Origin of the sequence: Burkholderia sp. BCC0044 (genome assembly GCF_902832955.1) — a bacterium.
Lineage (GTDB): Bacteria > Pseudomonadota > Gammaproteobacteria > Burkholderiales > Burkholderiaceae > Burkholderia.
Genome location: NZ_CADFDO010000007.1, coordinates 49572 through 62869 on the forward strand (window position 1 = coordinate 49572; position 13298 = coordinate 62869).

13 protein-coding genes are annotated in these 13298 nt (G+C 68.5%); 3 read left to right on the top strand and 10 right to left on the bottom strand.

What is annotated here, in order from left to right; translation table 11 throughout:
• Positions 1 to 30 precede the first annotated feature (30 nt).
• Genes HWX14_RS32025 through gspG form a run of 7 tightly spaced genes read right to left on the bottom strand, consistent with a single transcriptional unit; the run spans position 31 to position 5190 of the window.
• On the bottom strand, positions 31 to 537 hold the full coding sequence (locus HWX14_RS32025) for a type II secretion system protein M (RefSeq protein ID WP_175886205.1): 507 nt from the start codon (positions 535 to 537) through the stop codon (positions 31 to 33).
• Positions 534 to 1907 carry a type II secretion system protein GspL gene (gene gspL / locus HWX14_RS32030; protein ID WP_175886206.1) on the bottom strand — a complete coding sequence of 458 codons (1374 nt, stop codon included), beginning with the start codon at positions 1905 to 1907 and terminating at the stop codon, positions 534 to 536. The genes HWX14_RS32025 and gspL overlap by 4 nt, the downstream gene beginning before the upstream one ends.
• A 26-nt stretch (positions 1908 to 1933) precedes the next feature.
• The gene (gspK, locus tag HWX14_RS32035; RefSeq protein ID WP_175886207.1) at positions 1934 to 3043 is read right to left on the bottom strand and encodes a type II secretion system minor pseudopilin GspK; all 1110 of its coding nucleotides are present in this window, start codon (positions 3041 to 3043) and stop codon (positions 1934 to 1936) included.
• A gap of 2 nt (positions 3044 to 3045) precedes the next feature.
• Positions 3046 to 3747 (bottom strand): prepilin-type N-terminal cleavage/methylation domain-containing protein, encoded by a 702-nt coding sequence (locus HWX14_RS32040; protein ID WP_175886208.1) that lies wholly within the window; start codon positions 3745 to 3747, stop codon positions 3046 to 3048.
• A complete protein-coding gene (gene gspI / locus HWX14_RS32045; RefSeq protein ID WP_175886349.1) occupies positions 3725 to 4126 on the bottom strand; it encodes a type II secretion system minor pseudopilin GspI in 402 nt (133 codons plus the stop codon). Before gspI ends, HWX14_RS32040 begins: the two co-directional genes overlap by 23 nt.
• A 2-nt stretch (positions 4127 to 4128) precedes the next feature.
• On the bottom strand, positions 4129 to 4698 hold the full coding sequence (locus HWX14_RS32050; protein ID WP_175886209.1) for a GspH/FimT family pseudopilin: 570 nt from the start codon (positions 4696 to 4698) through the stop codon (positions 4129 to 4131).
• Positions 4699 to 4737: 39 nt separating this feature from the next.
• Entirely contained in the window at positions 4738 to 5190 is a 453-nt protein-coding gene (gspG, locus tag HWX14_RS32055; RefSeq protein WP_012492990.1) for a type II secretion system major pseudopilin GspG, read from the bottom strand.
• Between the two features lie 179 nt (positions 5191 to 5369).
• Here gspG and HWX14_RS32060 point away from each other — a divergent pair, with 179 nt between their 5' ends.
• Entirely contained in the window at positions 5370 to 5780 is a 411-nt protein-coding gene (locus tag HWX14_RS32060) for a type II secretion system protein N (RefSeq protein ID WP_011544450.1), read from the top strand.
• 37 nt (positions 5781 to 5817) lie between these two features.
• Here HWX14_RS32060 and gspF read toward each other — a convergent pair whose 3' ends face one another.
• From gspF to gspD, 3 genes are read right to left on the bottom strand one after another with little or no spacing between them, the layout of a single operon-like run.
• Positions 5818 to 7035: a type II secretion system inner membrane protein GspF gene (gene gspF, locus HWX14_RS32065; protein WP_175886210.1), complete on the bottom strand. Its 1218-nt coding sequence runs from the start codon at positions 7033 to 7035 to the stop codon at positions 5818 to 5820.
• A 4-nt stretch (positions 7036 to 7039) separates the two neighbouring features.
• Positions 7040 to 8530 carry a type II secretion system ATPase GspE gene (gspE, locus tag HWX14_RS32070; RefSeq protein WP_347879887.1) on the bottom strand — a complete coding sequence of 497 codons (1491 nt, stop codon included), beginning with the start codon at positions 8528 to 8530 and terminating at the stop codon, positions 7040 to 7042.
• 5 nt (positions 8531 to 8535) lie between these two features.
• Entirely contained in the window at positions 8536 to 10881 is a 2346-nt protein-coding gene (gspD, locus tag HWX14_RS32075; RefSeq protein ID WP_175886212.1) for a type II secretion system secretin GspD, read from the bottom strand.
• A gap of 368 nt (positions 10882 to 11249) precedes the next feature.
• Between gspD and HWX14_RS32080 the strand changes: the two genes are divergently transcribed.
• The gene (locus tag HWX14_RS32080) at positions 11250 to 11735 is read left to right on the top strand and encodes a lytic transglycosylase domain-containing protein (protein WP_175886213.1); all 486 of its coding nucleotides are present in this window, start codon (positions 11250 to 11252) and stop codon (positions 11733 to 11735) included.
• A gap of 158 nt (positions 11736 to 11893) precedes the next feature.
• Entirely contained in the window at positions 11894 to 13204 is a 1311-nt protein-coding gene (locus HWX14_RS32085; protein WP_279611851.1) for a GTP-binding protein, read from the top strand.
• Positions 13205 to 13298 lie beyond the last annotated feature (94 nt).

Here is a 13298-nt window from a genome sequence, read left to right on the forward strand (position 1 = left end):
GCCTTCGTTTGCGTCATCCACTGCCGTCATCTATTTCTGGGCGGAAGGTTGCATCACGGCCGTCAGGTCCACCTGGCCGTCTTCCTTCAGCGCCGTGGCATGCGCTTCGCCGACCTGCACCTTGAACTGCCGGCGCGCATCGTCGAGCCACTGGGTCCATGCCGGGAACGACACGTTCTTCATCTGGATCTGCACGCCGTTGCCGACGATCTGCACCTGCGCGCCCTGCAGCCCGTGATCGGACAGCGACGCGGTCAGCGCGTCCTTCAGCGCAAGGCCGGTCGGCGCGACGCCCTGCGCGGCGGCCGTCAGCGATTTCGCCTCGTTCGCCTGCGCGGTCATCTGCGCGAGTTCGTGACGCATCGTCGGCAGCTCGCGCAGGATCCGCGCGCGGCCTTCCTGCGCGGGCGACCACAGGACCGAATACGCGATCGCGACCGCCAGCACGGCGCCGCCCCAGCCGAGCAGCGTCTTCTCGCGCGGCGAGCGCTCGCCCCAGAACTGGGCCAGCGTCTGGTTCAGTTGTTCGGTTTTCATGAGCGGCTCCGGATCGTCCATTTGCCCGTGTTGCTGTCGACTTCACCGGACAGTCCGTTACGCGCGAGGCGCTGCGTGAAATCGGGATCGACCTTGACCTCCGGCTTGAAGCCGACGTCGAGCCGCCGGTCGTGATAGTCGAGCGACGCGATGCCGTTCAGCGGCAGCGCGCCCATCGAGCGCGACAAGCCGCTCGACAGCGCGAGGAAATCGTTCGGCGACAGCTCGCCGGCCGCCAGCCGAAGCTGGTCGAGCTGGCGCTGCATCTGCGCGGGCGGGTCGAGCACGGTGGTCGTCTTCGGGAACGCGGACAACAGCGTCTCGGTGATCTGCGCGGACAGCGCATCGCGTTCGCGCGACAGCTTCCACCAGTGCAGGTTCATCCCGATCACCGCGACGCCGAGCGTCGCCGCGGCGAGCGCGATCGGCACGCGCAGCCGCTTGAGCGTCGCGCGGTCGAAGCGCCAAGGCTGCGATTCGAACTCGAACTGGCACAGATCGAATGGCTCGGCGAGCGCCCGGCGCGCGAACGTGTCGAACGACAGCGGCGCGGCGCCCGGCAACAGCGGCGCGTCGGTGCGGCCGACCGACGCGAGCCGCGGCTCCGCGCCCGGCTCGCCGAGTTCGTACAGTTCGATGTCGCCGCCGCCCGCGAGCGCGGCCAGCGTGCCGGCCGCGCGCGACGCGGGCGCCGCGAAGCCTTCGCCGAGCGCGCCGCGCGCGACCGCGAGTTCGAGGCGTGGCGCACCTGACGCAGCCGACAGCGCGCCGGCTTCGACGAGCACCGGTTCGACCGACGTCGCGAGCCCGAGCACCGCAGCGACCGTCGCCGGGCGGGCAGGCGGCACGGTAACGTCCGCGACCAGCGCGGCGGCGTCGGTGGGCTCGCCGTCGGCCGGCACGGCGGACGCCGCTTCGGCCGACGCGCGCGGCGCCGGCAGGCAGCGGGTCGCGGGCACCGCGCTCAGGTGCCGGTGGCCGGCCGCGGTGAACGCGTCGCAGATCGTTCGGAACCATGCGCGATCGACGACGGCCAGCACGCGGCGCCCGTCCGGTAGCGGAGCCGGGTCGAGCGCGATGTGGCAGCCGAGCGGATCCTGGATCAGCTGATCCTCGACGATGTTGGGCAGCGCCTGGCGCAGCTTCGGCCCCTTCAGCGGCGGCACGGTCGCGGCCAGCAGCAGCACGTCGCGCGCGGCGACGATCAGCACCGTCGCGTTCGCGCGCGGCAGCAGCGCGAGCGCGGCGCGACCCGCGCGCTGCACGTGGCCGGCCTTGTCGACGAGCGTGAACGGCAGCTCGGGCCACTGCCATTCCTGCAACGGCACGGCAGGCTCGCGCGGCGGCAAAGAAACAATCAACGTGCTCACAAGAGCTCCTCTCCCGATTGGCGTCGTTATAGCTGGTCGCGGATGCGTACGACCCGCGTCGAGTGCGTGGTCGGATCACGATACACGAGCGAGGTGCGGTCGACCTCCGCGCGTTCGTGCTGGATCCGGCCATGCACGATGAAATAGCTCGAATTGACGTCGACGAGGCTCGAGTCGATCGTCACGTTCGGCGGCGCGCCGGCGCCGCGCAGCGCGAGCTGCACGTCGCCGACGTTGCGGAAAAACACCGTCTCGCGGCGCGACACGAGCGCCTGCGCGGACGACACGCTCATCCCCGGCACCAGCGCCGCGATCACCTCGGCCGGCGCGGTGTTCATGTTCACGGGCGTCGTGGTCGGCAGCACGGTGACGAACGGGCGCAGCCGCGCGACCATCTCGGGCGTCACGCCGTCGACGTCGAGCAGGCTGTCGACGCGCGTCATCATCAGCGGCGCGGGCCCGCGGTCGCCGCCGGCCATCCCCGGATCGTCGGTGAAGCCGCTGCCCTGCATGTCGCCGCTCGTCACCGGTGCGGTCGCGGCGTTCGCGGCGGTCCCGCCGCCGCCGGGCAGGTTCGGCATCTGGAATCGCGTGGCCGAATGCAGCAGCCCCGCGCGCACCTGCAGCGCGATGCGCTTCGCGAACGCGCTGTCGTAGCCGAGCGTCGTCAGCAGACGCTGGAATGCCTGCATCTGCGTGACGTTCAGCTGCAGCACGCCGGGCGCCGGCGACGACACGAGATTGCGCAGGTTGAACTTCGCCTGCGCGTCCTCGATCGAGCCGGACAGATAGGTATCCTCGCCGGCCGTGTCGTTCGGCGCGCCGATCCGGCCGAGGAAATCCGACAGCTTCGTCTTCGCGATCGGCACGCCCCAGATCCCGCCCAGATACGTGATGCCGGGCGCCGTATCGCCTTCGGAGCGCAGGATCATCCGGGTCCAGTCGAGCGCGCCGCGCGCGACCCACTGCGCCTGCGCGATCACGCGCTGGTTCTCGATGCGGCGGATCTGCACCTGCTGGCGCCACAGCATCCCCGACACCAGGATCGCCGACAGCGCGACCACGAGCAGCGCGGTGATGATCGCGGCGCCGCGCTGGCGGCGGGCGGGCATTCGGCGGGAAGGGCGCGCACGCATCGTCATTCCCCGACGAGGAAGATGCGCGTGACCGGCACGCGCAGCGACGTCGCGCCGATGCTGACCTGCAGCCCGGTCACCGCGCGCGCCGGCGGCGCGTTGCCGATCTGCGGCACCTTCAGCGCGTCGTTGTTCTGCGCGAGCGCGTCGTCGGCCGTCTGCACGTTGGTGGTCCAGCCCACGCGCGGCACGTACAGCTTCGCGTCGATCGCGCCGACGCCGCCCATCAGCGCGACCCAGCTCCAGCCGTCGACGCTGCTGTCCTTCAGCACGGTGCGCAGCCGGTTCGTGTCGTCGATCGGCGGCGACGCATAGCGCACGACGCGCCCGCCGGCGATCCGGTAGCGGACCACCTGCAGCCGCGGCGCGATGCCCGGCACGTCGAGTTCGCGCACGATCTGCAGCGTATTGCCGGCGACGCCGATCGCCGGCTGGCCGGCCTCGTCGTCGGTCGCGGCGAGCCGCGCGTCGATGCGCATCTGGTCGAACATCTGCGCGAACACGCGCTCGTCTTCCATCGCGGAAGCGACCTTGTCGCGGCCGCGCATGATCTGGTCGAGCCCGCGCCACGCGAGAATCGCGACCACCGCGAGGATCGCGATCGCGATCATCAGCTCGATCAGCGTGAAGCCGCGGGCGGCGGGGCGGGCCGGGAGGGCGGACGGGCGGCGCATCGGCGCGTCAGAGCGGACGGCTGGTTTCATTCGCGACCACCGTGACCATCTGCGCGAGCACGCCGGCGCGGCCGGGCATGCTCACCGAAATCCGCACGCGCCGGAACACCGGGTTCGGCGTGGTGCTCACGCGCTGCGTGCAGACGAGCTGCACGTTGCCTTGCGAGCAGTCGAAGCTTTGTTCGCCGACCTCCGGCCACGCATGCGTGAGCCGCAGCTGCGCGAGCGCGTTGTCGGCGCTCCAGCCGGCGAGTAGCCGGCGATGCAGGTCGGACGCATTGGTCGCCATCGTGCCGACCGCGCGGATCGACGCGGCGAGCGCGACCGCGATGATCGCGAGCGCGACCAGCACCTCGATCATCGTGAAGCCGCGGGCGGAAGAAACGGGAAAGGGCAGGCGACGACGCATCGTCATTGCACCTCGTAGCGGCCGTTGCCGGTGCCGACGATCGTCGCGCTGCCGGCGGCCGAATGCAGCGTCACGCGCACCGGCGTGTCGATGCTCTCGGTGCCGAACACGACGCGGCTCGCGCGCGCGTCCGACCCCGGGTAATCGATGTCCGCGCTCGTGACGCCGCCGTCCCAGTCGCGCGGGCGCAGCAGGTCGTCGCGCAGCGTGCGCCAGCCTTCGGGCGAGCTCACGTCGAACTGGAAACCGTGCGCGGTCGGCTGCCATGCGATCGGCCGCGCGCGCACCTGCGCTTCGTCGCCGGCCGTCTCGAACAGCAGCGCGAGGCGCTGCGCTTCCTCGCGCAGGTCGGTGCGCGGATTGCGCGTCAGCGACAGCGACGCGAGCGACACGAGCAGCCCCGCGATCACGAGCACGACCAGCATTTCGAGCAGCGTGAAGCCGCGCGCGCGACGCCGCGCCGCGCGATGCTTCGTCAAGCCGCCATCGGCACCTGCCGGTACGGACGGCACCGCACCGCGACGCACACGGCAATCGCGGCCGCAGCGGGAGGTCGTGCGAATGGCGAGCATGAAGAACGGGAATGAAACGTCGGGCCGATCAGCGCCGGCCTACTGCCACGAGCCGATGTCGGAGTCGTTGCTTTCGCCGCCTTCCTTGCCGTCGGCGCCGTAGCTGAACACGTCGATCTCGCCGTGCACGCCCGGGTTCAGGTACTTGTACCCGTTGCCCCACGGATCGTTCGGCAGGCGCTCGAGATAGCCGCCGTCCTTCCAGTTGTTCGGGATCGGATCGTTGGTCGGCTTCTGGATCAGCGCGTTCAGGCCCTGCTCCTGGGTCGGATAGCGGCCGTTGTCGAGACGGTACAGCTTGAGCGCCTGCATGATCGTGCCGATGTCCTGCTTCGCGGCGATGCGGCGCGCCTCGTCCGGGCGGCTCATGATCTTCGGCACGATCAGCGCCGCCAGGATCCCGAGGATCGCGACCACCACCATGATCTCGATCAGCGTGAAACCGCGCTGACGACGCACGGCCGCGTTGCGGCGAGTGATCCACGTTTGCATGACTGACTACCTCTTTCCAAAAAATGTCGTCGATTGAGTGACGCACCCGGTGTGCATGCCGGACGCCTGCCTGACGACAAGCTTCCGATACCCCGGGCGCGGAGCACGCATTGTAAGGCGCGCATCGCCGAGGGCTTTCACCCAACGCAAATTTCATATACATCCGTACAATAGCGCGCATGAACGCGCTCTCGATCCGGATCCTTTCCCTCGCCCTCTTCGCGGGTTTGTGCGCGACGGCCACCTACTGGGTCGTCACGCTGTCCGCCCGCGAAGCGCCGCTGCCCGCCGCCGCCGCGCGGCTGCCGATCCGCACCGAGGACGCCGCCGCGCTCTTCGGCGGTCAGCTCGACAAGAATCCCGTCCAGGACATCCACCTGTTCGGCATTCTCGCGCTCGACCATGGCGGCGCGGCAATCGTCAGCGTCGGCGGCGAACCGCCGCGCGCCGTGTCGCTCGGCGCGGACGTCACCTCCGGCGCGAAGCTCGCCGAAGTGCGCCCGCGCTCGATCATCGTCGATCGCAACGGCGCCCGCGCCGAAATCCAGCTCCCGGCGAACACGCCGTCCCCCGCGATCTACATGCGCTGAACGGCGGCGGCCCGGCAAGCGGAAGCGGGCCGCGCCGTCACTGCACCATGTTGTTCAGCTCGATGATCGGCAGCATCACGGCCAGCACGATCACGAGCACGATGCCGCCCATCGCGAGGATCAGCAGCGGCTCCAGCAGGCTCGTCAGGAACATCGTGCGGCGCTCCAGCTCGCGCGCTTCGCCTTCGGCCGCGCGATCCAGCATCGTCGTCACGTCGCCCGTCGCCTCGCCCGAACGAATCAGGTGCACGAGCACGGGCGGAAACGTCTTCACGTTGTTCAGCGCGCGCGACAGCGCGGAGCCTTCGCGCACGCGCACGATCGCATCGTCGATGTTCGCGCGCATCGCGCGGTTCGACAGCGTCTCGCCGGCCGCCTGCAACGCACGCAGGATCGGCACGCCGGCCGCGGTGAGAATGCCCAGCGTGCTCGCGAAACGCACCGTGTTGTAGCCGCGCACGAGCTTGCCCGCGAGCGGCGCGGTCAGCACCCAGCGATCGAACGCGAGCCTCGGCCCGGCGCGCGACAGCGTCGCCTTCACGAACCACACGACGAGCGCGACCGCGATCAGGATCGCCCACCACCAGTGCCGCACGAATTCGGACAGCGCCATCATCACGACCGTGAGGATCGGCAGCTGCTGCTTCGTGCTCGCGAACACGTTGACGACCTGCGGAACGACGTAGCTCAGCAGGAACGTGACGATGCCGAACGCGATCAGCGTGACGATGCCCGGATACGTGAACGCCAGCAGGATCTTCTGCTTCAGCGCATTGCTCTGCTCGATGTAGTCGGCGAGACGCGACAGCACGATGCCGAGCTTGCCGGTGTGCTCGCCCGCCGCGACGAGCGCGCGGTAGATCTCCGGAAAATCGCGCGGATGCTGGCCCAGCGCATTCGCGAGCGAATGGCCGCCGAGCACCTCCGCGCGGATCGCGGCCATCAGTTCGCGGATGTAGTCGCGCTCGGCCTGCTCGGTCAGCACGCCGAGCGCCTCGTCGAGCGGCAGCCCGGCGATCAGCAGGCTCGCGAGCTGGCGCGTGAGGATCGCCTGCTCGCGCTGCGACAGCTTGCGGCCGAACGCGAGCCGCTGCGAACGCGCGCCGCGCGTCGCGCTCGCGGCCGGCTCGACGACGAGCGGCGTGAGCCCCTGCGCGCGCAGCTGGCCGCGCGCGGCGCGCGCGCTATCGGCATCGATCACGCCTTTCTGCGCGCGTCCCGCCGAATCGATTGCTTCGAAACGGAATGCCGGCATCGCGCTATGCGCCTCCCGTCACGCGCAGCACTTCCTCGAGCGACGTCGCGCCGGACGCGAGCCAGCGCTCCGCGTCGTCGCGCAGCGTGCGCATCCCTTCCGCGCGGCCGGCGGCCAGGATCTCGGCATCGGCCGCGTTGCGGTGGATCAGCGAGCGGATCGACTCGTCGACCAGCAGCAGTTCGTAGACGCCGCGCCGGCCCGCATAACCCGAATGCCCGCACTTGTCGCAGCCGACCGGATGCCATACGGCGCGGCCGTCCTCGTGCCGCTCTTCCTTGCAGACCGGGCAGAGCTGGCGCACGAGGCGCTGCGCGAGCACGCCGAGCAGCGACGACGCGAGCAGGTACGGCTCGACGCCCATGTCGGTCAGGCGCGTGACGGCGGATGCCGCATCGTTCGTGTGCAGCGTCGCGAGCACGAGGTGGCCCGTCAGCGACGCCTGCACCGCGATCTGCGCGGTTTCGAGGTCGCGGATTTCGCCGATCATGATCACGTCCGGGTCCTGGCGCAGGATCGAGCGCAGCGCGCGGGCGAAGGTCATCCCGATCCGCTCGTTCACCTGCGTCTGGCCGATGCCGGACAGGTCGTATTCGATCGGGTCCTCGACGGTCATGATGTTGGTCGTCGCGGTTTCGAGCCGCGACATCGACGCGTACAGCGTGGTCGTCTTGCCCGAACCGGTCGGGCCGGTGACGAGCACGATGCCGTGCGGACGGCCGATCAGCTTGTCGAACTGGACAAGCGTGTCGCGCCCCATCCCGAGCGCTTCGAGGTTCAGCCGCTGCGCGTCCTTTTCGAGCAGACGCAGCACCGCGCGCTCGCCGTGTCCGGTCGGCAGCGTCGACACCCGCACGTCGACCGGCCGGCCGCCGACGCGCAGCGTGATGCGGCCGTCCTGCGGCAGGCGTTTCTCCGCGATGTCGAGCTGCGCCATGATCTTGATCCGCGAGATCAGCGCGCCATGCAGCGCCTTCTTCGGGCGCACGACGTCGCGCAGCGTGCCGTCGACGCGAAAGCGCACGACCGACGCATTCTCGAACGGCTCGATGTGAATATCCGACGCCTGTTCGCGCGCCGCTTGCGTGAGCAGCGCGTTGATCATCCGGATGATCGGCGCGTCGTCTTCCGATTCGAGCAGATCCTCGACTTCGGGGATGTCCTGCATCAGCCGCGACAGGTCGACTTCGCCTTCGACCTCGCCGACCACCTGCGCGGCGCTGCCGTCCTGGCGCGCATAGGCCTGATTGATCGCCTGCGCGAGCTCGTCGGCCGGCACGCGATGCACGGCGATCGAGCCGAAGTTGCGCGCGATCTCCGCGAGCGCGGCATCGCTCGTGCGTTCACTGATCCACACCTCCAGCGTGTCGTCGAGCTGATGCGCGATCAGCACCTGGCCGCTCTTCGCGAAGCCGTACGGCAGCAGGCGCGCAGCGAGCGGCGACGGCGGCTGGCGTTCGCCCGGCGCGCCGTCGTGGGCGGAAGACGCGAGCACGTCGCTCACTGCGACGCTCCCGGGGCGGTGGTCAGCGGCTGTTGCGGCACCGATTGCTGCGGCACGCCTTGCGGCTGCGCGGGCGTCGCTTCCGGCAACGGCTGGGCCGGCACGGGCACGACCTGACGCTGGACCTGCTGGCGGCGCATCTTGTCGAGATCGAACAGGTTGCCCGCGGCCGTGCCGCCCTGGCTCGGACCGATCGGCATCGGCGGGACGACCGGATCGTCCTTGTCGCGGATCACGTTGTTGTCCGACTTGTACGCGCCCGTCACGCCCTGGATGTAGTCGTAGCGGTTGGCCGTGACTTCCTGCGCGGTATTGCGATCGGAAATGATCACCGGGCGCAGGAACACCATCAGGTTGGTTTTCGCGCGGACCTTCGATTCCGAACGGAACAGCTGGCCGATCCACGGAATGTCGCCGAGCAGCGGCACCTTGCTGTTCGATACCTGGTAGTTGTCCTGCATCAAGCCGCCGAGCACGATGATCTCGCCGTTGTCGGCCAGGATCGTCGACTGGATCGAGCGCTTCGTGAAGGTCGGGCCGGTCTGCGCGCTGGTCGTGCCGGCGACGACCGCCGAATCCTCGGTATAGAGCTGCAGCTTCAGGATCCCGCCGTCGGTGATCTGCGGCTTCACGTGCAGCGTCAGGCCGACGTCGCGACGGTCGTAGGTGTTGAACGCGTTGCTCGTCGTGCCGCTCGTCAGGTTCGAATACGAGCCGGTCGCGATCGGCACGTTCTGGCCGACGACGATCTTCGCTTCCTCGTTGTCGAGCGTGATCAGGTTCGGCGTCGACAGCACGTTCGCGTCGCTCACGCCCGCAAAGTACTGCAGCAGCGCGCCGAGCCCCTGCACGCCGAACATGTTGTGCAGCCAGCCGATGTTGAGCCCCTGGGACAACTGCCCGAGGTTGGACGCAAGCCCGCCGCCGGTGACCCCGCCGGCGGCGTTGGTCACACCGCCCGCCGTCAGGTTGATGATGCTGTTGCCCAGGCCTAGCCCGGGGTTCAGGTTCGTGCCGCCGAGAAACTGGCCGCTCGCGACCTGCCACTGGATGCCGAGGTTGCCCTGCGACGTCGAGTTCAGCTCGACGATCAGCGCTTCGATATAGACCTGCGCACGCCGCGCATCGAGCTGGTCGATCACCGAACGCAGGTTGCGGTAGACCGGATCGGACGCGGTGATGATCAGCGAGTTGGTGGCCGAGTCGGCCTGGATCATCCCGCCCGGCTGGTTGTCGTCGCCGCTCTTGTCCTTGTCGCCGCCGAGCAGGCCGCCCGTGCCGAGGCCGCCGCCGGACGAGCCGCCGCCATACCCGGACGAGGACGACGAACCGCCGAGGCCGCCCGACGGCAGCGGCGGGGTGCCCGACGTGCCGGTCGAGAAGTTGCCGCTCGACGACGAGCCGCCGTTCTGGTTGAAGCTGTTCGCATCGTTGGACGACGCCGACGAGCCGCTGTCGTTGCCGCCGCCCTTGCCGAGCATCCCGCGCAGCGTCTTCGCGAGCTTCACCGCATCGGCGTTGCGCAGCGGCACGACGTGCATGTTGCCGGGCACCGCGCTCGGCGCATCGAGCTGCTGCACGAGGCGCTTCGCGGCCGCGAGGCGCGCGCCGTTCGAGGCGCGCAGCAGCAGTGCGTTGGTGCGCGGGTCGGCCGTGACCGATACCTTCAGCGTCGCGTCGCTGTTGCCGATCGCGCCCGGATCGAGCATTTTCTGCAGTTGCGCGGCGAGGTCGATCGCGTTCGCGTTGCGCAGCGGCACGACCTGCACCTGCGCACCCGCGGCGCTGTCGACGCCCGAGATGATCTGCGCGATGCGGCGCACGTTGTCCGCATAATCGGTCACGACGATCGTGTTGTTCGCCGGGTAGGCTGTCACCGTGTTGTTCGGCGAGATCAGCGGCCGCAGCACGGGCAGCAGGTTGTTCGCCGATTCGTTGTGCAGCTCGAACACCTGCGTGATCACCTGGTCGCCGCGCGCCTGCGGCGCATTGCCGATGTAGGTCGGCACGCCCTGCAGCTTCGCGTCGGCTTCCGGCACGACCTTCAGCACGCCGTGATCCTGCACGAGCGCGAAGCCCTGCATGCGCAGCGCCGACTGCAGCGTCTTCAACGCCTGGTCTTCCGGCACCGGCCGTTCGGCCACGAGGTTGAGCTGCCCCTTCACGCGGGGGTCGACGATGATGGTCTTGCCGGTCGCGGCGCCGATCGCCTTCGCGACCTGGTCGATGTCCGCATTCACGAAGTTGAGCGTGACCTGAGCGTAGGCGGCCTGCGAGACGATGATGCCGGCCACGAGCAGGGTCGTGGCGATACGCCGCATAACGAAGCGATTTCTTGTCATGGATGAATGGGTCGATGCCGGCTCAGGCCACTTCCGGCGGTAGTGCTGGGATCCAAGTCCGAAAGAGGCGACATTAGCAGTTTTTCATGTCCGAAATATCACATTGATCCGAAGACTGTCTCACATACGACATGTGTCCGGCGAACCGTATGCAATATGTAAGGATCGGCGTGACCCCTCGCATGCCAGCCCGCGCCTTCGTTTTCGCGATGAACCGACACGGAAATGCGGTATAACCGGACTGCCGTATTCCTGCCTGTCGCAATCGGACGGTCTGCCGGTATGATACGGGCGGCGCGTTTCTCGTCGCACGAATAACAGGCACGGGTTTTCCCGAGCTTCGCGCAATTCCCTTTCGTTTCCGCACGATGAACAGACGGTTCGCTTCGATCGCGTTGCTCGCCGCCGGCGCGTGGTTCGCCAGCGGCAACGCACGCGCGGACTGTTTCGACGAGGCGGCCAAATATCAGCAGGTCAATCCGCTGATCCTGCGCGCGATCGCGTGGCAGGAGTCGCGCAACCGGCCCGAGGCGCTGAACAAGAACACGAACGGCTCGGTCGACTACGGTCTGATGCAGATCAATTCGATCCACCTGCCGACGCTGTCGCGCTACGGGATCGGCCGCGACACGCTGATGGAACCGTGCAAGAACGTGTACATCGCCGCGTGGCATCTCAGACAGAAGATGAATCGCTACGGCAACACGTGGCAGGCGGTCGGCGCCTATCATTCGGAAACGCCGTCGCTGCGCGACAAGTACGCGCGGCAGATCGCCGGCATCCTGACGCAATGGAAGCTGCTGCCGCCCGCGCAGACCACTCAGGCCGCTCAGGTCGCGCAGCCCGCTCAGTGAGTCGGCGCCGCGTCGCCGGCTGACGCCGTGCCGGCCGGCCGGCGCGCGTTTGATGCACAATGCGGGCTGACGCCGCCGTTTCGCCCGCGTGCGGGCCGATCGCGCCCCGGCAGGGCGCCGCGGCCGCTTTCTCCTCTTTTCCGTTGGTGCATATCATCATGAATCCGGCAATGAAACAGCCGTTGCCCGTCACCGTGCTGTCCGGTTTCCTCGGCGCCGGCAAGACCACGCTGCTCAACCACGTGCTCGCGAACCGCGCGGGCCTGAAAGTCGCGGTGATCGTCAACGATCTCGCGGCGGTCAACATCGACGCGTCGCTCGTGCGCGATGCGCAGGCGCTGTCGCACGTCGAGGAACGCCTCGTCGAAATGTCGAACGGCTGCATCTGCTGCACGCTGCGCGACGATCTGCTCGTCGAGATCCGCAACCTCGCGTCCGAAGGCCGTTTCGACGCGATCATGATCGAATCGACCGGTATCGCGGAGCCGATGCCGATCGCCGAAACGTTCACGTTCGTCGACGACGACGGCGCGTCGCTGTCGGCAATCGCGCGGCTCGACACGCTCGTCACCGTGGTCGACGCGTACAACTTCCTGCGCGACTACGGCTCCGACGACGCGCTCGCGACGCGCGGCATCGCCGCGTCGGAAGAAGACGACCGCACGCTCGTCGAGCTGCTGATCGAGCAGATCGAATTCTGCGACGTGCTGGTGATCAACAAGGCCGACTTGGTCGGCGCGGACGATCTCGCGCGTCTGCAGCACATCCTTGCGCGCCTCAATCCGCGCGCGCACCAGGTCGTGTCGACGTTCGGCAACGTGCCGCTCGACGAAGTGCTGAACACCGGCCGCTTCGATTTCGACGAAGCCGCGAACGCGCCGGGCTGGCTCGCGTCGCTCGACCACGGTCACACGCATTGCGACGACCCCGACTGCCATGACGAGCATCATGCGCACGTGCACGGCGAAGCCGACGAATTCGGCATCGGCAATTTTGTTTACCGCGCGCGCCGGCCGTTTCACCCGGCACGGCTGTGGGCGCTGCTGCATCAGGAGTGGCCGGGCGTGCTGCGCAGCAAGGGTTTCTTCTGGCTCGCGACGCGCAACGACATCGCGGGTTCGCTGTCACAGGCGGGCGGCGTGTGCCGGCATGGTCCGGCGGGTTTGTGGTGGGCGGCGCAGGATCGCGCGGAATGGCCGGACGACGACGAGCTGCTCGCTGAAATCCGCACCGAATGGCTCGGCGATCTCGACGATCGCACGGTCGGCGATCGCCGGCAGGAACTCGTGCTGATCGGCATCGCGCTCGACGCCGACGCATGGCGCACGAAACTCGACGCGTGCCTGCTGACCGATGCGGAGTTCGCACTCGGCGCAGCGGGATGGGCCGCGTTCGACGATCCGTTCCCGGCGTGGGACGTCGATTCGCACGACGACGATCACGGCGACACGCAGATCGTGCATGCGTGATCGTGCACACATGAGCGCGTGGTAACGGCTTGTAAAAACAACCGTTAACTTTTGCAAGAGCGGCGCGAACTGTGGCGAAAATGCCGCGCGCGCC